18 protein-coding genes are annotated in these 24,655 nt (G+C 63.2%); 4 read left to right on the forward strand and 14 right to left on the reverse strand.

Annotated elements, in window-relative coordinates; all coding sequences use genetic code 11:
* Nucleotides 1-82: 82 nt before the first annotated feature.
* The 11 genes from V7116_RS17180 to V7116_RS17230 form a co-directional block, all read right to left on the reverse strand.
* Entirely contained in the window at nucleotides 83-439 is a 357-nt protein-coding gene (locus V7116_RS17180; protein ID WP_324393188.1) for a four helix bundle protein, read from the reverse strand.
* A gap of 78 nt (nucleotides 440-517) precedes the next feature.
* The gene (locus tag V7116_RS17185) at nucleotides 518-1,804 is read right to left on the reverse strand and encodes an alpha/beta hydrolase (protein WP_324393189.1); all 1,287 of its coding nucleotides are present in this window, start codon (nucleotides 1,802-1,804) and stop codon (nucleotides 518-520) included.
* A gap of 25 nt (nucleotides 1,805-1,829) precedes the next feature.
* Nucleotides 1,830-2,237 (reverse strand): response regulator transcription factor, encoded by a 408-nt coding sequence (locus V7116_RS17190; RefSeq protein ID WP_324393190.1) that lies wholly within the window; start codon nucleotides 2,235-2,237, stop codon nucleotides 1,830-1,832.
* Nucleotides 2,238-2,265: 28 nt separating this feature from the next.
* Entirely contained in the window at nucleotides 2,266-11,625 is a 9,360-nt protein-coding gene (locus tag V7116_RS17195) for a GAF domain-containing protein (protein ID WP_324393191.1), read from the reverse strand.
* Between the two features lie 83 nt (nucleotides 11,626-11,708).
* On the reverse strand, nucleotides 11,709-12,617 hold the full coding sequence (locus tag V7116_RS17200) for a response regulator (RefSeq protein ID WP_324393192.1): 909 nt from the start codon (nucleotides 12,615-12,617) through the stop codon (nucleotides 11,709-11,711).
* A 119-nt stretch (nucleotides 12,618-12,736) separates the two neighbouring features.
* Nucleotides 12,737-13,831, reverse strand: a complete 1,095-nt coding sequence (locus tag V7116_RS17205; RefSeq protein WP_324393193.1) for a hypothetical protein — start codon at nucleotides 13,829-13,831, stop codon at nucleotides 12,737-12,739.
* Nucleotides 13,832-13,880: 49 nt separating this feature from the next.
* On the reverse strand, nucleotides 13,881-15,032 hold the full coding sequence (locus V7116_RS17210) for a glycosyltransferase family 87 protein (RefSeq protein WP_324393194.1): 1,152 nt from the start codon (nucleotides 15,030-15,032) through the stop codon (nucleotides 13,881-13,883).
* Nucleotides 15,033-15,096: 64 nt separating this feature from the next.
* Nucleotides 15,097-16,470: a hypothetical protein gene (locus V7116_RS17215; RefSeq protein WP_324393195.1), complete on the reverse strand. Its 1,374-nt coding sequence runs from the start codon at nucleotides 16,468-16,470 to the stop codon at nucleotides 15,097-15,099.
* A gap of 123 nt (nucleotides 16,471-16,593) precedes the next feature.
* Nucleotides 16,594-17,412, reverse strand: a complete 819-nt coding sequence (locus V7116_RS17220; RefSeq protein WP_324393196.1) for an alpha/beta fold hydrolase — start codon at nucleotides 17,410-17,412, stop codon at nucleotides 16,594-16,596.
* A 95-nt stretch (nucleotides 17,413-17,507) separates the two neighbouring features.
* Complete coding sequence (locus tag V7116_RS17225) at nucleotides 17,508-18,047, reverse strand: GTP-binding protein (protein WP_349258545.1); 540 nt, start codon at nucleotides 18,045-18,047, stop codon at nucleotides 17,508-17,510.
* A gap of 70 nt (nucleotides 18,048-18,117) precedes the next feature.
* The gene (locus tag V7116_RS17230) at nucleotides 18,118-19,011 is read right to left on the reverse strand and encodes a DUF4388 domain-containing protein (RefSeq protein ID WP_324393198.1); all 894 of its coding nucleotides are present in this window, start codon (nucleotides 19,009-19,011) and stop codon (nucleotides 18,118-18,120) included.
* A gap of 266 nt (nucleotides 19,012-19,277) precedes the next feature.
* Between V7116_RS17230 and V7116_RS17235 the strand changes: the two genes are divergently transcribed.
* Entirely contained in the window at nucleotides 19,278-20,435 is a 1,158-nt protein-coding gene (locus V7116_RS17235) for a DUF3048 domain-containing protein (protein ID WP_324393199.1), read from the forward strand.
* A gap of 69 nt (nucleotides 20,436-20,504) precedes the next feature.
* The gene (locus V7116_RS17240) at nucleotides 20,505-21,050 is read left to right on the forward strand and encodes a hypothetical protein (protein WP_324393200.1); all 546 of its coding nucleotides are present in this window, start codon (nucleotides 20,505-20,507) and stop codon (nucleotides 21,048-21,050) included.
* Between the two features lie 79 nt (nucleotides 21,051-21,129).
* On the opposite strand, the gene V7116_RS17245 is transcribed toward V7116_RS17240, so the two are convergent.
* Nucleotides 21,130-22,026, reverse strand: a complete 897-nt coding sequence (locus V7116_RS17245) for an aromatic prenyltransferase (protein ID WP_324393201.1) — start codon at nucleotides 22,024-22,026, stop codon at nucleotides 21,130-21,132.
* 408 nt (nucleotides 22,027-22,434) lie between these two features.
* Here V7116_RS17245 and V7116_RS17250 point away from each other — a divergent pair, with 408 nt between their 5' ends.
* Nucleotides 22,435-22,827 carry a hypothetical protein gene (locus V7116_RS17250; RefSeq protein ID WP_324393202.1) on the forward strand — a complete coding sequence of 131 codons (393 nt, stop codon included), beginning with the start codon at nucleotides 22,435-22,437 and terminating at the stop codon, nucleotides 22,825-22,827.
* A gap of 88 nt (nucleotides 22,828-22,915) precedes the next feature.
* Here the strand turns inward: V7116_RS17250 and V7116_RS17255 are convergent, their stop codons facing one another.
* Nucleotides 22,916-23,449, reverse strand: coding sequence for a GNAT family N-acetyltransferase (locus V7116_RS17255; protein WP_324393203.1), 534 nt, complete (start codon nucleotides 23,447-23,449; stop codon nucleotides 22,916-22,918).
* 18 nt (nucleotides 23,450-23,467) lie between these two features.
* Nucleotides 23,468-24,112: an SMODS-associated NUDIX domain-containing protein gene (locus V7116_RS17260; protein WP_324393204.1), complete on the reverse strand. Its 645-nt coding sequence runs from the start codon at nucleotides 24,110-24,112 to the stop codon at nucleotides 23,468-23,470.
* Between the two features lie 178 nt (nucleotides 24,113-24,290).
* On the opposite strand from V7116_RS17260, the gene V7116_RS17265 reads away from it, so the two are divergent.
* The coding region (locus V7116_RS17265) for a helix-hairpin-helix domain-containing protein (protein WP_324393205.1) at nucleotides 24,291-24,655 on the forward strand (365 nt) is incomplete at its 3' end.

Genomic DNA, 24,655 nt, shown 5'->3' on the forward strand with positions numbered 1-24,655 from the left:
CCTACAAGCAGCTCCTTTTTTTGTCAGTCCATAAACCTGTACATCGGGTTAGCTAAAAGCTTAAAAACACAGGTCAAAATCGTCACCCAGTACGCAGACGCTGCATAAAGGTGTTCAGCATGCGTCGGACTTCGACAAAATCTGCTTGAATACAGACGTAATCCGCGTCGGGTAAGAAGCCGAGATCGTGTGCCAGCAGCAGGTGATATTCCAGTTCACTGGCCGATCCCATCGCAATCGAGCAGAAGTGAGCGAATTCCGTATCACCGTTGCGCCCCGCACCCTCCGCGATATTGGCCGGAATGGACGCACATGCACGCCGGACCTGGCTCGTCAGACCATACAGCTCGGATTGCGGAAATGCCGCTGCAGCTGCATATACAGCCAGTGTAAGCTGATGCGACTTCTGCCACACCTGGAGCGTTTTGAAGTCTCGCACCCTCTTACACTCCTTTTTGCGGCGAACACGAGAGTGCTTTTAGCTTTTGGCTAATCGCCAACCGCTAACGGCTAATCGCTACCTGACGCGGCGTTCCCACTTCTTCTTGATCTCCACGTCGGTGACGTTGGGCAGCTCCAGAAAGTCCAGCAGCAGGCGCGTGAACGTCTCGATGTTTTCCAGCATGGGGAAGTGACGCCCGCTTTCCAGGCCGATCAACTGGAAGTTATCGCGCCCTTCCTTGAGCCGCGCGATCATCTCTGAATCGGGCGGGGGCAGGAACGTGTCGTTCGTGCCGTAGACGGCGATCGCGGGCACGGTCAGGCGCGCGAGATCGCGCAGGGTATCCACCCCGGCGAACGACGTCACGCTGCGCGCCACCGCCATCTTGTCCGCCTTGTTGACTTCGACCCTCAGCTTCTCCAGGTCCGCCCCGGCATCGACGTGCTTTTCCAGCAGCGTGACCGGATCGAGCACGTCCAGATGATCGCGCAGCGGATTCGGCAGGCGGCTTTCGGCATCGGGCGTGGACGCGGCAGGCGCAGCCGGAGGCGGCGTCACCGAAGGCGGCGCGCCCGGGGGAACCTGCGCAGGCGGCGTATTGCGCGATACCTGTGTCGGGGAGGGCGAGGACGACGAAGGCTGCGACGCACCGTCACCCGGCTTGGGCGGCTGCGGCGCGGCAGGAGTCGGCGAAGCCAGTCCGCCAGCCTTCTGCGCCTCAAGCGCGGCCTGCTGCAAGCGCGTCTTCATCTCGTCGGTGCGCGCGGGGATCGTGTCGGCGTTGGGAAGCTGCGGCGCAGCGCGGAACGGAGACTTGAGCAGCGTTTCGGCAGGCGAGGGCACCGATGCTGCCGGGATCGCAGGCGATACAGGCTTCACCGTGATAGGCGGATCGGGCGGCTTGACGGCGGCGGGCGGCGCAGCCGGAGGGGTGACCGGCTGGGCAGCGGGCGGCGGCTCAGGCGTGGACGTGATCAGCGGCGTGCCGGGCGACAGCCGGAACAGCGGCGGCGACACGGCCATCATACGCGGCACGCGATCCGGCTGCGTCATGGCGAAGTGCGCCACGACCGCCGCGCCCAGGTCGTGCCCGATCAGCGCAGCCTTGGCAATACCCATGCGCGTCATGAACTGGTCAATAAGCGACACCTGCGAGGCGAAATCGTAGTGGCGCGGGTCTTTGCCCGAATCGCCAAAGCCCCACAGGTCAATCGCGTACGTGCGATATTTCAAGCTGAGCTGTGACATCGCCGGAATCCAGTACCGCCAGGATCCCAGCCATCCATGCACGAGGATCACAGGCCGCCCCCGGCCCAACACCTCGTAATGGATTAGATCGCCTTCGACCGTAATTGCGCTCATAGTATTCCCATCGCTGCGCGGCGGCTCAGCCCAGGCCGCCCAGCCCACGGCTGGGACTGTCGATCCCGAGCTTAGCCAACACTTCGGCCACGCGCTTGATGAGATGATCGGGAGCAAACGGCTTGAGGATATAATCGTAGGCTCCGGCGTCCATACCGCTGTCCATCTCGGACTGCTGGCCTTTGGCCGACAGGAACACCACGGGAATGTGCTTTACATCATCCATCGTCTTGAGCACGCGGCATGCTTCATAGCCGGTCATGCGCGGCATGCGCACGTCCATCAAAATCAGGTCCGGCATCACCTGGGGCACGGCCTGGATCGCTTCCGCGCCGTTGGTGAGCTTCACGACATCGTGTCCAGCATACTTGAGAGTGAATTCGATGAGATCGCGGATATCGCGCTCATCTTCAACTACGAGAATCTTCGCCATACAGCTCTAATGACCTCTGTGGTGACCGCTATGCGGTCGTCGAAGCGGCTTCCGATTGCTTGATAGGCAGTTCAACGTAGAACGTCGTGCCCTGCCCCGGCTGGCTTTCGTACCAGATCCGGCCATGATGCATCGTCACAAACTCGCGCACAATGGACAGGCCCAGACCCGTGCCGGGGGTATTCAAAACTCGTTCCTGTGTTTCATCGCCCCGGTTGAAGCGCTCGAAAATCCGCTCGCCCAGATCCGGCGCGATACCGATGCCAGTATCGGTTACGGCCACGGTGACATTGCCCGCCTTGGCATCATACGTCGCAGCGAGCGTGATTTGGCCGCCGTCGGGCGTATAGTTAAACGCGTTGTCGGCCAGGTTGGTGAACACCTGTGCCATCTTATCATAATCGCCCCAGATCGGCAGACTCTCGCCTTCGGGCAAACGCACCGCCACGTTCATCTTGCGCTTCTCGTCCTCGATGCGGCCCCGAACGTGATCGGCCACCGTGCGCAGCAGGTCGTCCAGGTTCACCGCGCCAAAACGCAGCTCGATGCGGCCCTGGTCGATGCGCGAGATGTCGAGCAGATCGTTCACCAGGATACTGAGGCGGTCGGCGTTGTGCTTGATCGTCTCCAGGAAGTGCTGCTGTTGGTCGGTGATATCGCCCGCCGCGCCGAGCAGCAGCAGGTCCGCATAGCCCTTGATCGAGGTCATCGGCGTGCGCAGTTCGTGCGACACCGTCGCCACGAACTCGCTCTTGAGCCGGTCCACCTCGACGTCGCGCGTGATGTCGCGGAACACGCCCACCGTGCCCAGGAACTGATCTTCCATCGTCACCGGCGAGAAACGCACGCTGAGCACCCGGCCATCGTTCAGTTCCACGCGTTCTTCGAGGAACTCACCGGGGCTGTAGCTGGCGGGAGCATCCAGCCAGCCGTTGATCGCCTCTACCCAGCGCAGCGTGTTCAGGCCCAGCGTCCCGGCGAACGTCAGGAGGTCGCTGCGGATCGCCTCGTCGGCGCGCAGACCCAGAATTCGTTCGGCGGTCGAGTTGAACACGATCACGCGGCCATCGGGGTTCGCCACAACCACACCGTCCGCCACCGAGTCGAGGATGGCGCTGCTCTTGGTCGCCTCGACCTGCTCCTGGCGCAGCAGCGTCGCCAGACGCTCGGCCTGATCGCGGATCAGCGAGTACAGCTCGGCGTTGTTCATCGCGTTGGCGACCTGATTGGCCGCCGCCGATGCCAGCCGCAGGTGATCTTCGGTGAACGCGCCGGGGCGGTCGCGGTAGAGCATCATCACGCCCAGCACGTCGTCGTTGGCCTCGATCAGCGTGGCGATGGCCGCCTGCGGCACATCGTCCGCCGCGCCCAGCCGCAGCCAGCGCGGGTCCTGCTGGACGTTATGCACGACGAGGCTCTGGTGATTCTGGATCGCCCATCCGGCCAAGCCTTCACCGATATCGAGCGAGTCCAGGCCCGTGCCCAGCTCGGCGTCGTTCCCGAAGCGCGCACGAACGAGCAGACGGTCGTTGTTGGCGTCCACGGCCATGATCGCGGCCTGGGTCGCACCGACCGCTTCGGCCACCATCGCCAGGGCGCGGTCCAGCAGGCGCTCCATGTCGAGGCTGGTCGCCAGCTCGGTCGTGATCTGGTACAGCGTGCTGATGTGCTGGCGTTCCTGCTCCAGCTCGGACGTACGCTCGCGGACGCGCTGTTCGAGCACCCCGGCCAGCTCGACCGTCTGCTGGAACAGGCGCGCGCTCTGGATCGCCACGCCCAACTGCGAGCCGACCGTGGTCAGGATGCGCTGGTCGTTGTGCGTGAAGGCCAGCACGTCATCGTCGTCACGGATTGCCAGAACGCCGATCAGCTCGTCCGCCGCGTAGAGCGGCACGGCCAGGAAGCAGCGCGTCTCATCCGGGAGCAGGGACTTGATGCCCAGACTCCGCCGGACGTCATCCTGATGCTCACCGGCCAGCAGCAGCGGAGCCTGCCGCCGTAACACGAGCGAGAACTCGTCGCTGCCGAGCGGCTGCGGCGGCATGTCGAACGGCTCGTCATTCGCCACGGCCAGCGGGAAAGTCCATTCCTTGCGATCGGGGTCGAACAGGCCGACGTAAAGCGCCTCGGCTTCGGTCAGGTTGGGCAGTTGGTCGGCCACCACCTGAAGCAGCTCGCCCAGGTTCGTCGCAGAGGACAGCCCGGCGGACATGTCGTTGATGATGTACAGTTCCTCGACCGTACGGCGCGTCTCGGTTTGCAGACGCGCGTTTTCGATCGAGATGGCGGCCTGGCTGGCGAGCGTGCGCGCCAACCGCATGTCGTCGGTGGCAAAGAAGCGGCCCGGATCGAGCGTTTCCAGCTCGACCAGACCGATGGCGATCTCGTTCACCACCAGCGGGACGAGCACGCGCATCGCCGCGCCGTGCCGCTGCAAAATGTCCGCCTCGTTTTCGGGCAGGTCGCTGTCGGTGGTGCGCACCACGATCAGCTCGCGGTCACGCAGGGCGCGTTCGCGCAGCGGGTACTCGGACAGCAGGTACTGGTCGCCGGGCTGGTCGGGCATCACGCCGTCCATGCGCGCGCTGATGTCATCGCGCACTTCCAGCATATTGTTCACGTCGTCCCACAGGAAGACCGTGCACGCGTCGGCGCGCAGGGCGCTGAGCACCTGGACCGTCACGCGGCGGATCACTTCGTTCAGGTCGAGCGTGACCGCCGTCGCCTGCGCGGACTCGAACAGTGTTTCAAGCTCGCGGTTGCGGACCGCCGCCTGCTCGAACAGGGACGCGTTCTGCACCGCGATCGCGGCCTGGGTCGCAATCGTCTGCGCCAGCTCGACCTGCGCATCGTTGAACCAGCGCTTGCGGTCGGTCGCTTCCAGCCGCAGCGTGCCGATCACGTTCCCGCCGACCACCAGCGGCACGATCAGCAGACTCTTGATGCCCGTGCGGCGGCTCATCGCCATCACCGTCTCGCGCATCGGATCGGTGTCGAGATCCTCAACCGCCAGCGGGATCAGCGTGCGCTGCATGTCTTCGATGGCCGGATTGTCCTGAAGGTCATAGACCTCCGAGGGCGGCTCGTCGCCGCGCGGGTAGTGCACGATCACGCGCCCGATCATGGTGCGCGGGTCGATCTGCATGGCGGAGCCTTCGCTCACTTCGAGCGCGATCGCCGCTTCACGCAGCGCGATCTCGAAGATATTTTCGATGTCGAGCGTCTGGGCCAGCGCCAGCGACACGCGGTTCAGCAGCGCGAGACGCTGCGCCTGCTCGTTGAGGGCGAGCGCACGGGCGCGCGTTTCCTGGAACAACTGCGCGTTGTCCAGCGCGACCGCCGCCTGGTTGGCGAACGTCAGCGCGAGCTGTTCGTCCAGCGCGGTATAGAAGCCCGCCTCTTGTTTTTCGAGCGTGAGCACGCCCACCACCGCGCCCTTGCTGATCAGCGGCGAGCCGAGCCAGCTCTTGTAGGGGCTGGAACTCATGAAGGGCAGCCGCGCGTTCGCGGTGTCCATATCCGTGACGTTGATCACGCGGGCGTTGTCCATGATTTGCGCCAGCAGCGTGTTGGACGCGATCTCGGCGGACAGGCCCACCAGATCTTCCGCGTTCAACGACCCCGCGCCCGCGTACCCGCGCGCCGCCGCGACGTTCACTTCCGGCCCTTCGGACGCGCGCAGCCACAGCGTCACGCCGTCGTAGGGGATCACGCCGCCCAGCGCGTCGAGCACCAGGGTAATCACCTGATCCGGTTCCAGCGAGGCCGTGATCTGGCTCGACACTTCCGTTAGGGTCGCCATCTGGATCGCGCGCTGGTTCAGGTCCGCTTCCAGCTGGGCGCGCTCGGTCACGTCTTCGACCAGGAGCACGATGCCGGTGACCGTGCGGCCTTCTAGCATCGGGTAGACGTAGTAGTTGCGGATCGAGCGCTCGCCGGACGGGTCCGTGCGCTCGACGTCGTACTCCACCTGCGGCTCGCTCGTACCGAGCACGATCGCAATCGCCGGGCGGAGGAAGTCCACGTAATCGGGCCGGTATTCGAACAGCTTCTGCCCGGCCCCGCTATGCGACCAGCCGTAACGCTCGACCATGTATTGGTTGATGCGCCGGACGCGCAGGTCGAGGTCCATGACGACGATACCCTGCCGGATCGATTCCACGACCGACTGGTTGAAGATCGTCAGGCTGAGCGTTTCGTTATAGAGGCGCGCCTTTTCGATCGCAAGCGACGCCTGGCTGGCGATGGTTTCGGCCAGCTCCACTTCGGCTTCGGTGAAGGCGCGCCGGACGAGCGAGTCCAGGCCGATCGTGCCCATCAGGGTTTCGCCCACGACCAATGGCACGATCATCATCGAGAGCGTGCCGCGCTCGCGCAGCGCGTCCCACGCCTGCTCGAACAGCGGGTCGGTCAGCACATCGGAAGACACCAGCGGACGCCGCGTCTCGCGCACACGCTCGATGGAAAGGTTGCCTTCCAGGCCGATGGTCAGGTTGGGAAGCGTATCCGCAAAGGGATAGTCCATCGCCAGCTTGCCCGCCGTCGGCCCCTCGATCAGCACCAGACCGGCGTGCTGCACGTGCAGCGCCTCGGCCAGCTCGCCCACCACGATGCGGTAAATTTCCTGCGGGTCGAGCGTTTCGGCCAGACGCGTCGAGATGCGATTGATCACCGCCAACCGCTGGGCCTGGGCGTCCAGTTCGGTCGCGCGCTGGCGCGCCTCGTTGAACAGGCGCGCGTTTTCCAGCGCGACGCCGGCCAAGTTCGCCAGCCGCTGGATCAGGTCGAGGTTTTCGCGGAAGCCAAAGGCATTCTCAAGCTCGCTGCCCAGATGCAGCGCGCCGACCGCCTGCCCCGCGACGATGGTGGGCACGATCAGAGTCGTGCGCTCGCCGCTGGCATACCACGTGTCGAGGTCGCGGTAAATGGCGCGCGAGGCCGACTCGTACTGGAGCCGGTACAGGCGCGGCTGCATCTCGCGGTACGCCGCACCGAGGGCCGTTTCGTCCACAGAGAGCGGATCGCCGCGTGTCACCGTCACCGCGCCGCCAGCGGTCAGGCTGGCCTGAATGATATTCAACTCGGCGGTGCTGTCATCGTAGAGGGCCACGCTCATGCGCGTGAACGGCACCATCTGCTGCAGGCCGCGCCCGATCGCCTCGATCACCGAGTCGGCGTTCAGGGAGCCGGACACCGCCTCCATCATCTCGTTCAGGCGCTGTTCCTGCTCGGCGGCGCGCACCGTTTCCAGGTAGAGGCGCGCCGTCTCGATGGCGGCAGCGGCCTGCGACGCGAACAGCTCGAACGGTTGGAGCGACGCGGCGGTCGGCACGCGGCCATCGACCGGCTCGGTCATTTCGATGATACCGATGATGCGCTTCTGGTCCTGGCCGACCAGCGGCAGGTAGAACGTGTCCTGCGGGTGCCACGTATCGAACGGGGCCGTGCTGGGCACGGCAGACTGCCCGCTGAACACGTTGCGCCGGACCCAGGGATGGCTGTAGCGCAGATAGTAACCCGCGCCGAGCTTCAGCTCGTGGAATTCCAGGTCCTTGATCCACTGCCGCCAGCGCTCGCCGTTCAGCACGCGCGCCGCCAGCAGTTCGGATTCGTCGTCATCGTACCCGGCGGCGATGACGGCGGTTGGTTCGAGCCGCTCGTCGCGCAGGGTGATCACCACACGCTTCCACCCCGCCTGCTTGATCCCGTCGGCCACGACTTGCAGGCGCGAGGGCACGTCCGGCGCGTTCTGAATTTCGCTGGTGACGAGGTGAAGCTGTGCCAGACGGTCGCGCTCGCGGCGGGTCGCTTCCGCTTCCTGCTGGATGCGCTCGATCAGGCGGAAGTTTTCGATGCTGAATGCGGCCTGCGAGGCGAACAGTTCCAGCGCCTCCACCGTATCGAGCGTGGGGCGACGGCCCGAACGCGGCTGGTCCACGCTCATCAGACCGATGAGGCGGCGTTCCGCGCCGTAAATGGGAACCAACAGCAGGTCGTCGGGATTCCACGCGCGCTGCCCGGACCGCTGAGGCTCACGCGTCAGCGAATAGGTCGGGATGTCTTGCAGCACGTCGGCAGCGCCTTCGGCGGGCATGAAATAGCTGGCGCTGATGCGGAAGCGCTCTTGCAGCAGGTCGTTGGCCTGAGACAGCGGCGGGCTCACGCGCTGCACCGCCTCGAAGTCCGCCTGGGACATTCCGGCCTGGGCCGTACGGCGCAGCACCTGCGCGCGCTCGTCCACGACGCTGATCAGGACCGCCTCGAAGCCAACCGTCTCGCGGATGCTGTCCGCCACGGCTGCGAGCAGATCGGGCAGCGTCGCGCCCTGACGGAAGCGCTCGCCCAGCTCGGAGATGCGGCCCATACGCTCGGCGCGAACGCGTAACTGGCGGTTGGCGGCGATCTGTTCCTGGTAGCGCCGCGCGTTCCCGATGGCAATCGCGGCCTGATTGGTAATCGCCAGCCCGAATTCGATCACGCGGGAATCCAGCGCGCCGGGTATATCCGCATACATGTGAATGACGGCCATCGACTGGTCGTCGAAGACGACCGGCGCGGCCAGCGCTGAATAGGCGCCTTCGGGCGCGGCGGGGAGGTTCGCCTCCATCGCATAATCGGCCACCAGCACCGCGTCGCCGCGCAAGATCGCCAGCCGCTCGACGGGAGCCAGATCGGAGAGGGCCTTTTCTTCGCCCAGGCGGCGCTCCAGGACCGGATCATCCGGCGCGGGCCAGTCGTCACGCGGGGCGAGCAGCGCAATGGTCGCCGCCGTCGCGTCGGTCGAGCGCAATATCTCCTGGCGAACCACTTCGAGCACGCGGTCCAGCTCAAGGGTCTGGCTCAATTCATACGTCACGCGGTTGAGCGAATCCAACTCGCGCAGGCGCTGGCGCAGCCCGGCATCGGTCGCCTGATAGAGCCGCATGCGGTCGATCATGGCCGCGACCTGCGTCGCAATCGCCTCAAGCACGTCCGCATCGTCCGGCGTATACGGCTCGCCGCCGATGCGGTTCGCCACGGTCAGCTCACCGATGCTCTGCCCGTGGATGGACAGCGGGACCTGAATGGCGTTGATCAGGTTGAACTGCCCGATCAGGGTGCGGTAGGGCGGCAGGATATCGCGGTCGTCGCGCAGATTGTTGCTGATGAAGGACTGGCGGGATACCAGAACGCTGTTTTCAAAGCCCGGCGAATACGTGTCGATGACGAAGGGCTGCTCCAGCGACAGTCCCCAGACGGTCGTCGGGGCGAGCACAAGCTGGCCGGTGTTTTCGTTCAGCAGCGCCAGACTGACCACGTTCGATTCCAGCAGGTTGGCGATCGCCACCAGGACCTGCTCGAAAGTATCGTCGCCGGGAGCGGGTTCGGACGCGATCTCGGTGATGGCGCGCAGCCCCTCGGCTTCGTGCGTGCGGCGCTGCATCTGGCGGTAGACGCGTGCGCTGTCAACCAGCAGCGCGGCCTGCCCCGCGAACACCGTCAGCATACGCGCGTCGTCCTCATCGAACGCCGCGCCGCCGCGCTTGTTGGCGACTTGAATCACACCCAGGTGACGGTCCCCGGCCACCAGCGGCGCGATGATCGTCTGGCGGATGCCCACCAGCGACGCCAGACGCGCCAGATCGGAATCGCCGACGCGCTCGTCGTGGCGCAGGTCGCTGCTGCTCCACGGCTCGTTGCGAAGCCAGATCTGTTCGGCGGCGCTGCCCGGCGGGATCGGGATGCGGTAGAAGGCCACGCCGTCGTCGTCGTCCATGCCATAAAACGGCGACTGGCTGATCAGCAGGCGGCCCTCGGGATCGTAGAGGAGCACGCCGCACATGGTCGCGTTGAGCAGTTCCGCGAGGCGCGACGTGATCTGCGCGTACAGGTCGGTGGGCGCACGCAGCACCCCGACCGCCTGCCCAATCTCGCGCAGGGCGCTCAATTCGTGCGTGCGGCGCTGCCCTTCTACGTACAGGCGCGCGTTTTCGACCACGATCGCCGCCTGGGCCGCGAAGGACGTGATCGAGCGCATATCGTCCTGCGTAAAGGGCCGGGTATCCTGGCGGTTGGCCGCCAGCAGCAGGCCCACGCGCCGCGCACCAAGCACCATCGGGATCAGCACGACGCTGTGCAGCTCCACCGCCGCGTGCAGCTCGTCCAGCTCCATCGACCTGAGCAGCGGATCATCGGGATCGTTGGTGAACCACCACGGGCGCTGCCAGATCCCGTACAGATCCGTGCCGGGCACGAGCGCAAGCTGGTAGCCGCGCATGATGTCATCTTCGACGCCGTAAAACGGCAGTTGAGCGCGGAAGGTCTGCGTCTCGTCGTCGTAGGCCAGGACGCCGCACACGCGCACGTCGATCACCTGCGCGAGCCGCGAGGTGAGCTGGCTGAACAATTCGCTGGTGTTTTCTAGGTCGCTGAGGGCGCTGGTGATCTGCTGCACGCCGCTCAACTCCGCCACGCGGGCGGTCTGGTCGCGGTAGACACGCGCCACCTCGACCGCCGCAGCGATCTGCTCCGAAAGCGCGATCAACAGCGCCTGATCGCGCTGCGTAAAACCGTTCAACTGCTGGCTCATCAGGCCCATTGTGCCGACGAACCGGCCCGACACCACCAGCGGCACGCCGAGATAGCTTCTAAACGGCACGCGCGACGTCTGGGAAACGTCGGCGCGGGAGAACGCATCGCCAATCAGCAGCGGCTGCCGGTATACCGCAATCCAGCCGCTGTAGCCTTCGCCAAGCTGGTAGACCGGCGGCCCTTCGCGCTCCGGCGGCGGATCCCCGGCCTCCCCTGCGACCCGCAGCGTTTGCGTTTCCGGCTGCCACAAACAGATCTCGGCCCGTTCGAAGGCGACCACGGGGCGGACGGTGCGCAAAATGCCTTCAATTGTCGCGCTCAGCGTCAGGCCAGAGCCAACCACCTGGCTGATATCGGTCGCAATCGACATCGCGCGCAGGGGATCGTAATCGGTCTTGCCGCCCCCGCCGCCGGCGCCACCTTCGCGCATCACCACGACCATACGCCGTCCCCCGGCTTCGGGCACGGCGTGCGACACCGCTTCGATGCGGCGCTTGCCCAACCGGAACGACGCGTAACCGCCCTCAGCGAGCAGGTCCAGCAAGACGTCCGGCGGGGTGATCATCTGGGTCATCAAGCCGAGGCTGGGCGTGCCGCCATCCATCTCGAACCACTGGCGCGCAACGTCATTGGCCCACACGATGCGCCCCCGACCTTCGGCCAGCAGCACGGCCTCTTCACCGGGGGTAAGGTTGACGGGAACCACCGGACGCGCGGACACGGTGGCAGACGCCATCGCACGCTGAGTCTGCCGGATCAGCGCGTACAGCCACGCAAAGAAGATCACGCCTACGACTATGAGGAAGACTTCAATCATCAGCCCTGCTTGCTCACCGGCGGATCGGATGGATTCCGGTGAGTGTCACCCTTCTTGATCCTAGCTTGCTCGGACGACGCGGATCACCATTCCGTCGCAATCGGCGCGATATCGTTGGTCGATCCCCGGCGGCGGCTTTCGGCGGCCAGCTCGGTGATCTCGCGGATATCCGCGAACTTGCGCGAGGCGTTGGACACGACACCGACGGCCAACGTCATCAGCGGCACTTTCTCGTTTTCCTTCATCATGAAACCGCGCTCGCGGTCGATGAACGAATAATGCTGCTGGATGTCTTCGGCAAACCTCGCCGTCAGCCGCTCGGCCAGCGCCTCGGAACGCGGCGAATAGGAAATGATCACGAAGTTGTCGCCGCCCGCATGGCCCACAAAATCGTCGGGCGTGCCCAGCGCGTCGAGCACTTCCCCGATCAGCAGGGCCATGAAGCGCAGCACTTCGTTCCCGGCAACGAACCCGTAGACGTCTTTGAACGCCTCGTAACTGGTCATGCGCAGGTCCAGGTACGACCACGTGCGCTCGTCGCGCATGAGATCGCGCAGCTTATCTTCGATGAGCAAACTGCTGGGCAGGCCGCTGTTGGGGTCGGTGGTATTGTCGCGCTCGGAGCGCTCGATCTGGTTCTTGACGCGCAGCTTCAGCTCTTCGATGTCGAAGGGCTTGGTAATATAATCGTCCGCGCCCAGTTCCAGCCCGGCGATTTTGTCGCTGCGCTCGTCCTTCTGAGTGAGGAAAATGATCGGGATATGGCTGGTGCGCGTCGTCGAACGCAGATCGCGGCACACGTCATAGCCGTTCATGTCCGGCAGCATGATGTCGAGCACGATCAGCTGCGGAAGCTGCTTGCGAGTGAGGGAAAGCGCCTCACTGCCGCGCGGCGCAACCTGCACCTCGTACCCCTGCCCCGAGAAGTAGATCTTCAGCATATTGGAGATGTCGAAGTCATCTTCGACAACCAGGATTCGGCCCTTGCTCATTACCCGTCCACCTTCCCCATATCAGGGAGTTCGTCGTATTCACTTGTCAGGCGGCATAGCACCGTTAGGGTCCTAACTATACATTCGAACGCCCACAATGGCTACTGGCGCGATCGATCTTAGCAACCAGCTAACCGCCGCTGCGCCCGCTCGCGCACGTGCTCGATCGTTTCGTCGGTCACGGCTCGCTCAAAACTGCGGAATCCGCTGAGCTTAAAGCCATGCCGCGACGCCATCGCGCCGATCTCTTCCACGCGCGCCCGGTCGATGTGCTTGCCGACGCTGTAATCCTCGTAACGGCCTTCCAGCGCCAGGGCCATCGTCTCTGCCATGCAGGCGTAGGACTTACCCGGCGGAAAGCCGAAGTTGAAGTTGAAGTTCACCGGGCCAGGGACCTCGACCATGCCGCCTTCGATCACCAGCACGTCGTCGCGGACCTGGGCCACGCGCACCGAGACGTCACGCGGGCGGGCCACGTCGCAGACGATCGCGCCCGGCTTGAGGTGCTCCGGCTCGATCACCGCGCTGACCTGGCTCGTCACGGTCAGCACCAGATCGGCGTTGTAAATCGCGCTCACGTCGCAGCCTGCGGTCACATGCGCACGCTGGCCTTCGCAGCGTTCGCGCACGGCGTCCACCGCGTCCTGCCGCCGTCCGACCAGCACCAGCTCAGCCACGTCGCCCGCCAGGATCTCGGCGCACACGCTGCCGATCGTGCCGGTCGCGCCGACCACTGCCGCCGTCGCCTGATCGAGCGGAATCCGCATGCGCCGCGCGGCTTCGCGCACGGCTTCGACCGCCATATACACCGTGTACGAGTCGCCGTTGGTGACCGGCATTTCCAGCCGCTCGGCGATGGTCACGCCGCCGTCCCCGACGACGGAGGTATATGCACCCAGGCCCAGCAGCCGCGCTCCCAACCGGTCGGCCATGCCGCCGCACGCGACGATCTTGCGGTAAACCGTCTCCACCGGCAGCTTGAGCATGGTCGCCGGGGTGAACGGGCACGCGATGAACCAGCCGCGTAGCTCTCGCCCGGTCGCCACCGAACGAATGCCCGTGATTTCGGAAATGTACACAGGCGGGAAAAAGCGCGAAAAGAAATTGATCTGGCCCTCGGTCAGCACCTTGCCGACCAACGGCCATTTACGCGATACATCCGCCTTCGGGCTGATCGGGTGGATGATGAATGCAAAGGTATCGTCGCTAGTCACAGCCAAGCCTTTTCGGCCCCATTGTAATTTACCATACGTTCATTTTACATTAACGATCAACAGCAGGCAAACCCCGCGGCACGAGCCAGCGCACCGGGGGAAAGACCGGCTGGTGCCGCCGCGCCGCGATCGCCTGCTCGGTCTGATCGGGGTCCGGGCTGGACAGCAGCGCCGCCAGCAGCAAAAACACCAGCACGCCGTACCGCTCCAGGTGGTGATATTCCTGGAACAAAAACGGCAGCGTCGCAAGGCCCAGCCCAAGATAGAGCAGCACGCGCCACCACGACGAGCGGCGGAACAGCAGCAGCAGCACCGCGTAGCTGTAGGGATGGTTGAACGGCGTCCAGACGAGGCTGAGCAGCACCGCCAGCGTGCGGAACTCGGACAGGCGCTTGCGCATCAGCACCAGGATGATCAGCGTCACGCCCAGCGCAGGCAGCACGCCCCACGCGCCAAAGACCGAAAACGGGTAGGCGGGCAGGTTGTTGGCTTCGGCGTAACTTTTGCTGCGCGCGATGTTGAAAAAGCTGGGGATCACGTCCGTCATCCAGCCGGGATAGAGCGCCACGGCCACCAGAAAGATCGCGGCCATCGTGGCGAGCGCGCGCCAGTCGCGCTCCCAGAGCAAACGCACGCCTTCGAGCACCAGCAGCAGCGGCAGCGCATAGGGCTTGATCGCCAACAGCATCAGCGCCACGCCGCGACGCCAGCCGCGCACGCCGCGCCAGATCAGCCAGAGCCCTACCCCGCTGACGAAAAACTCGATGTTGCCCGACGCCCACAACATGATGAACGCGGGATGCAAAATCAGCAGCAGGGCCTGGGGATAACCGTCGTCCAGAATGATCGTGATCCAGGTGGCGATCAACAGCGCAATCGCAAAGCGCGTGGTCGCGTAGGCGAAAATGCCGAAGTAGAACGCGATCCAGGGGCTGTAGGGCACGTAGCCGTACTCGATGCCGTAGGCGCGCAGGTCGGCGTCGTGCATACCCAGATCGAGGTCGTACGGGTTTTGCAGGCGCAGCATGTACCGCAGAAACTGCGCCAGCCGCACCCAGTCGTCGTCGTTGATGGGCCGGACGAACAGGTAGGCCGCGACCAGCGCCGCGACGAACACCACCGCCAGCAGGATCGTATAGGCCGGAGCGGGCAGCCGTTCGCGGGGGGGATGGTACTCAAAGCGTGCCAGTCGCCGCAGCATCAGAGTCTACGTCTCAAGGTTAGAGTCACGGGTTCGCTTGCGCACGCCGTATCCGCCTGGACCATTACCATTCTTCGAGGAAAGAATCTTCCGTGCCGGTGTCGATGTGGCGCGGATAGCGGCGGCGGTGCAGGCGCGCGATGGAGGGGCGCGTCTTGTGGTGGTCGCTCTCCTCGTACGTGACGTTGCGCGCGATCACCCGGCGATCGGGCGACGCGAACAGCACCACGTCCGATTCGATCACGCGGCCCGGCATGACGACCATGCCGGAACCGATGCGCGCGTTGTGGCCGACACACGCGCCCAACACGGGCTGTCCGGTGTCTTCCAGCTCGCCGTACGCGTTCATGGCGCGCAGCGCGGCAGGCAGCAGGTTGAAATCGGTGAAGGTCGTGCCCGCGCCGACAAAGCTGTTGCGCCCGATGACGCACATCTGCACACAGGTATTCTGCGCGACGATGGTGTATTCCATCAGCGTGGACATAAACAGCGCGGCGCGGAACGGCAGGAAGCAGTTGTTGCCGACCACGCTCAGCATCAACTGGCAGCCCTGCGCCACGTTGACGTTGTCCCCGATGATGCTGTTGTCGATCACCGCGCCGGGGCCAATGTAACAGCCGCGCCCGATGGTGGTGGGGCCCAGGATCACGGCGGACGGGTCGATGATCGTGCCTTCCCCGATCTGCACCAGCTTGGAGCACGAGAGCACCTGTTTTTGCTCCAGAATGGCGCGGAACAGCACCTTGAGCGAAAACAGGTTGTGTTTGGCGAGATATTCCTCGAAGCGGCTCCCGCGCGAAAACACGCCCAGGATGATATTGGCGAAGTACACGTGCACCCAGCTGTCGATCGAGAGACACGAGCGCTCGGTGAGCAGGTGCGTCAGGTCGAAGCTGCGCCCACCCTCCGCGCCCGTCTTGACGTTGGGGCGGATGTTCGCCATCGAGTCGGGGACGTTGTAGTAGCCCTTTTCCTTATAATCGCTGGGGATGGGCAGCACGCGCCACTGGCGCGGCTCGACGTAGCCGTTCGGGAAGTACCACAGGTCGAGCGCATAGGCCCGGACCCGCCCTTCGGCGTCGCGCACCGCTTCCAGCTTGGACAGCGGCACGGTGTACTTCATCCACGCGGCGTCGTCGGAGGGCAGCGCAGCACGGCACGGCAGGCGGCTGGCGCGGGCGCGCTCGAAAAATGCGCTGAAAAACTCGCGGTCGAAATAGAGGCTGTCGCGGTAAACGACCAGCTCGCCCTCGTCCGCCCCGACGCCGACCATCTCTTGAATGGAATGCAGCGGCAGCTCGGCGGGGGTGGGTCCCAGCAGGTCGTCCAGAATATCGGCGTGGTGGATCTTCAGCGGCTTGTTGAGGATGCTCAAATCCCGTGCGGGTTCGTTAAACGGGAAAATCAGATGGTCGTCTTCAATGGTGAACTTGCGCATGAGTTTTTAGCAGCCATTAGATTTTCGGTAAACAATCGTAAACACTTCACCACAATAGCGCGGTCAGGAAATAATGTGCCGATCTGCGAGCCGTCCGGCCTTTGGAACAGGTGATGGGTGAGGCTAACTGCCGTTGCTCAGCAAAAACGTCCGCAGCGTATTGATAAAGCGATCGGGCGAGTCCATCATGATGAAGTGGCCCGCATCCGGGAACCATTCGATCTGCGCGTGGGGCACACCGGCCTTGAGCGTCTGGTTCTCGCTGGAGCGCACGATGATGTCGCGCTGGCCGTACATGCCCAACGTGGGCACGCATACCCTGCCAAGTTCGGGCCGCAGATTGGTCTGGCGCAGCGTGCCGATGCTTTGGAAAAACGACTCCATGCTGATCATCGACACATCTTTATTGATCATGCGCGACATCGCGCGGCCATCGCGGGCCATGAAGTAGCTGTAGCCCCTCAGGAACACCCGCAGCCCGCGCCCCTCGAACAGCCAGAAAAAGGCCGCCATCTTCGGATTGCCGGACAGCTTCAGTAAAAAGTTCAGCGAATTGCCATCGATCGGGGAGCCGATGACGCCCACCTTAACGACCTTATCCGGGTGGTTGATCGCCATGCTCAGCGACACCGTGCCGCCCATCGAATGACCGATCAGCGGGGCTTTGACGATGCCCATGCGGTCCATAAACTGATGGACCATCTCGACGTAAATGGGCACGGTATAGGCGCTGGTGCGGCGAGTTTGCCGGTCCGCAACGACGCCCGATTCACCAAAGCCGAAGAAGTCGAGCGCGTAGGTACGGAAATCGCGCCCCAGGACCTCGATCGTATCGCGCCACAGCGCCCACGAACCCAACCAGCCGTGCAGTAACAGCACGGGCCGGCCACGTCCGTAGGTCTCATAATGAATGATCCCCGGTTCAGTGACTAGTGATGGCACGCTGGCCCCCCTCACACGGCACGTGATGAATCCCCACCCCACCAGATCGGCCCGCTCCCGCCGTTATGGGAGCCGGTACGCGCCGGGGGTTAATGCTACGTCTCTTCCATCTCCTCAAGGATGGAGTAGAGCAGTTCAAGCAAAACGTTTTTGACGCTTTCTTTGTCGGTCGCCACGCACGGCAGCAGCTTGATGTCGTCATCAATCCGCAGCGCGATGCGCAAGTCTTCGGCGGCCCAGGCTTCGGGGTGGTCCTGCTTGTTCGCCGCGACGACGTAGGGGGTTGGGGCGTACGCGCGGAACGTCTCCAAAATGCTCTTGGCCTCGCGGAACGTCTCCGGCTTGGAGCTGTCCACCATCACGACGAAGCCGAGCATACCTTCGGCCAGAATCTCCCACATGAAGTCAAACCGGCGCTGTCCGGGGGTTCCGAACAGGTAGAGCACCAGGTCGTCATCCACGGTGATGCGGCCAAAGTCCATCGCCACAGTAGTCGTCTCTTTGGTTCCAAACTCCGCCGACGTGGGTGAAATACCCTCATCCGTCGTGACGACATCGATCTCACTGATCGAGCGGATGAATTCGGTCTTTCCAGCGTTGAACGGGCCGGTGACGACCATTTTGACGGTTTGAATGGGCATGGTCGATTTCACTCTTCCATCATAATGAGCCTACGCGAACGGGCCAGGCGGAACCGGGCCCGGGTTAAGTCTCTTTGATCCGGGCAATCAAACGCTCTACAACACTCCGCTTCACTGTCACCTGCGGGCGCGGCGGCCCGGCATAAGCACCGGGAGCGCCGACCGGCTGCGGCTGCAGATGCGGCGGCTTAAGCAGCTCGACCAGACCGGCCTGCAACAGCCCGTAGACCACACGGCGGATTTCCGTGTCGGTCATATTGCAGGATTTGGCAATCTGCCGGATCGAGTTCTTCGGATTGATAAAGGATACAACACGCCATTCTTCGACGCTGAGATGAATACCCCGGAACTTCTCGCTGGGCGAGTCGGGGAATTTGAGCGCCATATCGAGGTTGGGCAGCTCGTCTTCGAGCGGCTTGATCTCCTTGATGCGGCGCGTCCCCTCGATGATAACGTTCTTGAGGTCGATGGGCACGGTAATGCGGTCGGCGGGGGGCAGCTCATTTTCCTGGAAAATGAACGGCTCTTTGGCCCACGCCATCATGTCATACACAATATCCACGGTGTGCTGTTGGATGCTGCGCACGATATCAGTCTGGTTCACGTAGTTGGCATTGATCAGCATCAAGGCCAGCGCCTTGTCTGAATACTTTGCCCCACGCTCCCGAATGATTCGCGCCTGCTCCGTATTGAGTTTGCCAGCTTTTTGCAGCACGTTCGCCAGATGGCCGTCCTGGATCCCCATCGTCGCCAGGATCAGCTTGCCTTCACGAAACGACGCCGACGCGCGCTCGGTTCCGGGCACGATCTTCGGGCGTTTGTTGCCCGCGCCATCGGTGATGGTTTCGTTGGTGACCACCGGCTCATAAACGCGAAGCGTCCCGGTCTTCCGAGCCAGGTTGATCAGATTGAGTATCTGGGTGGTGCTAAAGTCGGCCAGGTTCCCTTTGAGTGCCATCGGCGCTGTTTCCTAACTCGGAATGAATTTCGAATTGGCGGGAGAACCGCGTGTTGGCCAAGCGGTATTGATCGCGGCATTATACCCCGCCCCAGCAGGCGAGTCAATTTGAATTAAGAAAGCATAATTTAGCGTTAAGACGGCGCTCGGAATTGCTGTCCTACGGTTATCCCACGATGTTAGGGATACTTTCCATATTATGCTACATTCGACTGATTCAGGGGACAAGGAGCCTTAAGTACTGGATAGACGAATAATTTGTGAAAATGTCTCGACGAAACCGGATTCCCACCCATCGATCTTCGCGGCAGCGCCCTTTACCGCCCGTTTACGGCGTGCTGGCCGTTCTGCTTTCCCTTGCCGTGCTGCTGGCCGCGTGCGAGCTGCCCGACACGCCCGGCGCGATCCGCATCACGGCGACGCCCGCCAGAACGGACGAGCCGCCGACCGCCGGGCCGCCCACCCCGACGCCAACCGCTGACTACCCCGCTGCTTACAATCCGTTAACCGGCCTGACGGTGGACGATCCGAGCGTGCTCCAGCGCCGCCCGCTGGCTGCCAAGATCTCGAACGCGCCGGACATCGTGCGCCCCCAGGCGGGCATTTCGGAAGCAGATATGGTGTTCGAGCATTACGTCGAGGGCAGCCTGACGCGCTTCACCGCGATCTTCTGGACGCACACGCCGCCGCGCGTCGGCTCGATCCGCTCCGCGCGCCTGATCGACCTGGAGATCCCGTCCATGTACGGCACGCTGCTGGTTTATTCCGGCGCGAGCGAGCCGATCCGCCAGCGCATCGCCGCGCTGCCCTTCGCGCCGCGTGCCTTCGAGGGCGTCACGGTCGGGCAGCCGCTCTATTTCCGCGATCCCGAAATCGAAGTCCCGCACAACCTGTTCGCCGTGCCGTCCGAAGTGTGGGCGCGCGCGCAAACGATGGGCATCAACACGCCGCCCGTCATCAACGACATCGCGTTCGACCCCGCCCCACCCGACAACAACACGCACGTAGATTCGATCACCGTGGATTACGGGCCGGATCGGGTCGAATGGCAGTACGATCCGGACACCGGACGGTACGCGCGATTCGTAGACGGCGAGCCGCACCGCGACGCCAACAACAACGCGCAGGTCACCGCCGCGAACGTGGTGGTGGTTTACGCCTACCACCAGCCGGATCTGGGCATCGTGGAAAGCGAATGGCAGGGCAACAAGAGCTTCTCCACCGAGATCCAGATCTGGACGCTGGGGCCGGTCAGGGTCTTCCGCGACGGGAAAGAAAGCGACGGATGGTGGATGCGCTGGGAAGAAGACGTGCCGCTGACCTTCTGGCGCGACGAAGACGGCACGCTGCCGCTGCCGCTGAAACCGGGCAATACGTGGTTCGAGGTCGTGCCGCTGGACTTCGAAGACGTCGCTACCGGATAACGCCCGGCCCTCACAGGAGTACAATAGAGATACTGGGAGCCTATCCACCGGACCAGGACCGGGGGCGCAATGGACGGTATCTCGATCTCCAACATCATGCTGTGGACTGGCGCGCTGATCACCAGCGCCGCGACGGTCTACTTCGGCGCGGTCCTCACGGGCTTCTATAAGGAGCCGCTCATGGCGCGCTTCCGGCGTTACGGCGAGGAGCGCCGTCCCGCCCCGGCAATCAGCTTTGCGGTGTCGCTCGGCATCTGGGCGATCATGATGACGCTCATCATGCGCGTGCTCACCCAACAGATCCTGCTGCTGCAAAATACGCTGCTGCCGCTGATCTTTTCGATCCTGTCGCTGATGGCATTCGGCGCGGCGATCGCCATGAATCACTTTGAGAGCCTGCGCGTGATGCTGCCGCGCTGGTACTTCGACCTGCTGCTGATCGCGTCCCGCGAGGAGCGGCGGCTGATCGCGTATGCGTGGCTGCGCCTGCCGCGCAAAATGCGCTGGCGGCTGAACGGCGATCAGGCGGCGTTCCGCGTCTGGGCAGACATGGTGCGCATCACGGTCATTTACGGCGCGCGCGATCCCGACGATCCCTGGGCGCAGTGGGTATAGGGACACAAAGAAAAAGGGGCGCATTTGCGATGCGCCCCCCGGTGTACAGTAAAACGGTGCGTCTGGCGAAAGGGCCAGATCAGGCCACCAGGATCGGCTTCTGAAGCATATCGCCCATCGTCGCCGTGTAGTCCACTTCCATCTTGGTGTAGGTTTCGGTGTGCGTATAGGCCGTGTTGTAGATGTAACGACGCTGCTCGGCGTAGGTCGGCGCTTCGCGGGTGAAACGCAGCAGGTGCTCCGGCAGCTTGATCGGAACGTGCTCCAGCGGCACAGGCAGCACGTAGCTCAGGCGCACGATCTCCGACGACTCCCAGTTGAACGTGAGGTAGATCGATGCCGCGGTGGCGTTGGTCAGGATCTCGTCCTCACCGGGAACTTCGAAGCCTGCGTCCGCAATCTGCCCGGCGACTTTTTCGGGCGAGAACAGCGGACGTCCGCCCGTGAAGAAGTACAGGTTCACCGTGCGGCTGCCGTAATCCACCGCGAGCAGGCTGACGGTCGCAAGGTCGTACTTCTTGTAATAGTCCATCACGTTCCGCACGCTGTCGGGCAGACCGGCAACGGCGCACACGTCCTCAACCGGCGTGCGAACGCCCATGAACGGCCAGATCTTGCGCAGGCCGTGCGTCACGCTAACATCCACGCCGTAACCGCAGAATGTAAGCTCCGCGTTCAGCGCCGATACTGCATTATAGACTGGGTGACCATCGGGGGTCAGGAAGCCCTTTTCGACGGCCAGCGGGTACGGGTCGTATTGGATCACGGTGTCCACATAGCGCACGTCAAGGTCGCGCTTGCCCACGGGATGCGATGTGGTCCGCATAGCCACAGCCGAGCCGGTGAAAAAGCTCTCGTACGCGCTCATAACCGGCTGGTACTGCTCCTTGATAGGAGTGACCCCGCAGATTTGCGCCGCCGTTTCTATGTCGTTATACAGCAGTTCCAAGGTTCGGGATTTCAGTGCAGTTGTCATGCAGGTGTCTCCTTATATACGAAGCGGACTCAGCTTTGCCTGGATAGAAAGCGAGAGTGCTGAATTCAAGCGCGCTAAGCATTGGGAGACGTGGGAAATAACAAGAAAGCATCAGCCGACCCGGCTGACGCTACAGATACTCCACGCCCACAGCCACTTTAGAAAATTTTACAACGGAGGTCAATAGGAACAGAATACTAAAGTAATGGTGATTTTGTTATTTGATAATAATTTAAAACATATTTCACACACCGTAAATATGTAAAGTAGATGTAAGAGAGATAATTTTTTGAACAGAAACTATTTGTATTTAATGTGTAAATTTTCATTGAACTATTGAAAAGTTTCAATAAAATAGCTATTGCGAATCAATGATTCGCCTATTTTTTCTGGGGAGGAGCAATCATCATGGCAATGCAGATTGAACAAGTTCCGGGGGAACCCATTATTATCGTCCACTTCACCGGCTGGGTCGAACCGCTAGAAGTCGTAGACCCGATGCTGGAAAAGGTCGTGGCATTCAAGCGTGAAACACAACAACATGTTTACCGCATTCTGGATTTCTCCCAGGCGCAGCTCGACTTTGGCGAGATGGTCCAGGGCATGGGCAGTGAAGTGAACCGCGAAGGTGGCAGCAACGATCCTGACGTGACCACGATGTTCGTCGTCAGCGACGATCTTCACAAGCTCGGTGTTCAGAGCATCCAGCAGCAAGATCAGTACGGCAAAGCGCCGGTTAGTTTCTTTATGTCCTGTGATGAAGCAGTTGCGTACGCAAAGACTGACGCCGCCGCCAAGTAGCCCCCCACTTCGGCGCACGGCTCAGATCCCGGGTGTGACCCCCCACAAGCCTGGCTCCGCGGGGAACGGGCTTGTGGGCACACCCACATCAAACCTTCTGACGATTTACATCCAGGGTTTTTCGCATCACAATCACGATATGCGTTTTGCGCCCAAAGGGGCGCGGCGGCGTCCGGCGCGTCTCTCGAAAGCCCATGCGTTCCCAGAAACGCATCGCCGCGACGTTCGGCTCGACCACACCCAGGCCCAGCGCCCGCACACCCTGCCCTGCCGCCCAGTCCTCGAAGGCATGGATCACCCCGGCTCCCAACCCGTGCCCACGCTGCGCGGGCGCGACCAGAAACAGGCCGATGAACCACATCTCCGGCTCGGGATAGCCGCGCATCACATCGAGCACCCCGACCAGCGCATCACCCTGCCACAGCCCCAGGAGGCGCTTATCGGCCAGCGACTTGCCGGGCGCAACGTCGCTCATGACGTCGAGCGCGGCTTCTTCGTCGGGCGGCTGCCCTTCGACCAACGCCGAGTAGTCCTCGCACCCTTCGAGCAGTGTCTGCAGCGCGCCTGCGTCCTGCGGTTCCACATCGCGCGCTTCAACCGGTCCGGCTGTAAAAACGGCCATCCATCACCTGCCGATCCGCTAAAACTCCGGCATGGTGCGCGCATCCGTGGGCGGATGCAGCACCGCCTGCCCGTTGATGCGCACCGTGCGGCGTTCGCCATCCAGATTCATCTCGATCGTGCCGCAGGTGTCGATCAGGTCCGGCGAGACCCACGACGCGCCGCTTTCGGGCGGCAGATCGAGCAGCAGCCCCAGCGAGCGCGGCGTTACGAACTTCACGTCGTAGATTTCGAGGAAATAGTGGGTCAGCACGCCGGTCTGCCCCAACCGCCCGGTGAATCCCTCCTGCTCCGCCGTCCATAACCGCTGCCACTCGACATCGTGGGCGGTCAGCATCGGCAGCAAGCCGGATTCGAGCACCAGTTCTTCGTGCAGCTCGCGGAACGGGGTCAGCTCGCGCCCTTCGCCGCGATAAAACCACACGCGGAAGGCATCCAGCGCGCCGTGCGGCAGCGACAGGCGCAGATCTTTGGAATTGGGATCTTCAAATGCCGCGCCCATCTCCAACAGCGGCGCAGGCGATTCGACGATCAGCGCGCCGCCAATCGGGGACAAGATGTATACCCCCCGGCGGCGGCGATTCTCATTGACTAACAGCAGATAGCGCCCTTCGTGCTCGATCCGGCACAGCACGGCGCAGCTTATACGAATGCGATTTTCCATATCTGCTCCCTGGCTGCTCTCACCATGCCGATTGTCGCGCGCGGGGCGTCAAACGACAAGTGAAGATCGGCGCGGTTGCCCGGCGCGGCGCTCCGGTATAGGCTTATGCGGGGGCCGCTGAGAGCGGCTGTTTTCGTCCGGTGGCGGCGCGTGCCACGCGCCTCATGATCATCCGCCTATGTTCGATGAACCCGCGCCCGATCTCGTGCAGATCGTCGCCTTGAGCCTGATTCCAGGGCTGGGGGGCAAGACGCTGCATCGCTTGCTCGATACTTTCGGCACGCTGGACGCCGTATTCCAGGCGCCGCGCGCGGCGCTTATGGCTGTTTCCGGCATTGGGCCGAAGCTCGCCGCCGCGATCCTGGCCGTCGATCTCGACCGTACCTGCGCGGATATCCGGCGCTGGCTGGCGGCGGGCGTGCAGATCGCGCCGCGCGACGATCCGCGCTACCCGCACCTGCTGCATACGCTGGACGATGCGCCGCCGGTCCTGTTCTGGCGCGGCGAGGTGCATCCCGGCGACACGCACACCGTCGCCATCGT

Source organism: Aggregatilinea sp. (assembly GCF_036822615.1).
Taxonomy (GTDB): Bacteria; Chloroflexota; Anaerolineae; order Aggregatilineales; family Aggregatilineaceae; genus Aggregatilinea.

Coding starts and splice junctions, on each gene's coding strand:
- V7116_RS17185 (WP_324393189.1), bottom strand. CDS start 1,804: ATGAGCGCAATTACGGTCGAAGGCGATCTAATCCATTACGAGGTGTTG.
- V7116_RS17190 (WP_324393190.1), bottom strand. CDS start 2,237: ATGGCGAAGATTCTCGTAGTTGAAGATGAGCGCGATATCCGCGATCTC.
- V7116_RS17195 (WP_324393191.1), bottom strand. CDS start 11,625: ATGATTGAAGTCTTCCTCATAGTCGTAGGCGTGATCTTCTTTGCGTGG.
- V7116_RS17200 (WP_324393192.1), bottom strand. CDS start 12,617: ATGAGCAAGGGCCGAATCCTGGTTGTCGAAGATGACTTCGACATCTCC.
- V7116_RS17210 (WP_324393194.1), bottom strand. CDS start 15,032: ATGCTGCGGCGACTGGCACGCTTTGAGTACCATCCCCCCCGCGAACGG.
- V7116_RS17215 (WP_324393195.1), bottom strand. CDS start 16,470: ATGCGCAAGTTCACCATTGAAGACGACCATCTGATTTTCCCGTTTAAC.
- V7116_RS17230 (WP_324393198.1), bottom strand. CDS start 19,011: ATGGCACTCAAAGGGAACCTGGCCGACTTTAGCACCACCCAGATACTC.
- V7116_RS17235 (WP_324393199.1), top strand. CDS start 19,278: ATGTCTCGACGAAACCGGATTCCCACCCATCGATCTTCGCGGCAGCGC.
- V7116_RS17240 (WP_324393200.1), top strand. CDS start 20,505: ATGGACGGTATCTCGATCTCCAACATCATGCTGTGGACTGGCGCGCTG.
- V7116_RS17245 (WP_324393201.1), bottom strand. CDS start 22,026: ATGACAACTGCACTGAAATCCCGAACCTTGGAACTGCTGTATAACGAC.
- V7116_RS17250 (WP_324393202.1), top strand. CDS start 22,435: ATGGCAATGCAGATTGAACAAGTTCCGGGGGAACCCATTATTATCGTC.
- V7116_RS17255 (WP_324393203.1), bottom strand. CDS start 23,449: ATGGCCGTTTTTACAGCCGGACCGGTTGAAGCGCGCGATGTGGAACCG.
- V7116_RS17260 (WP_324393204.1), bottom strand. CDS start 24,112: ATGGAAAATCGCATTCGTATAAGCTGCGCCGTGCTGTGCCGGATCGAG.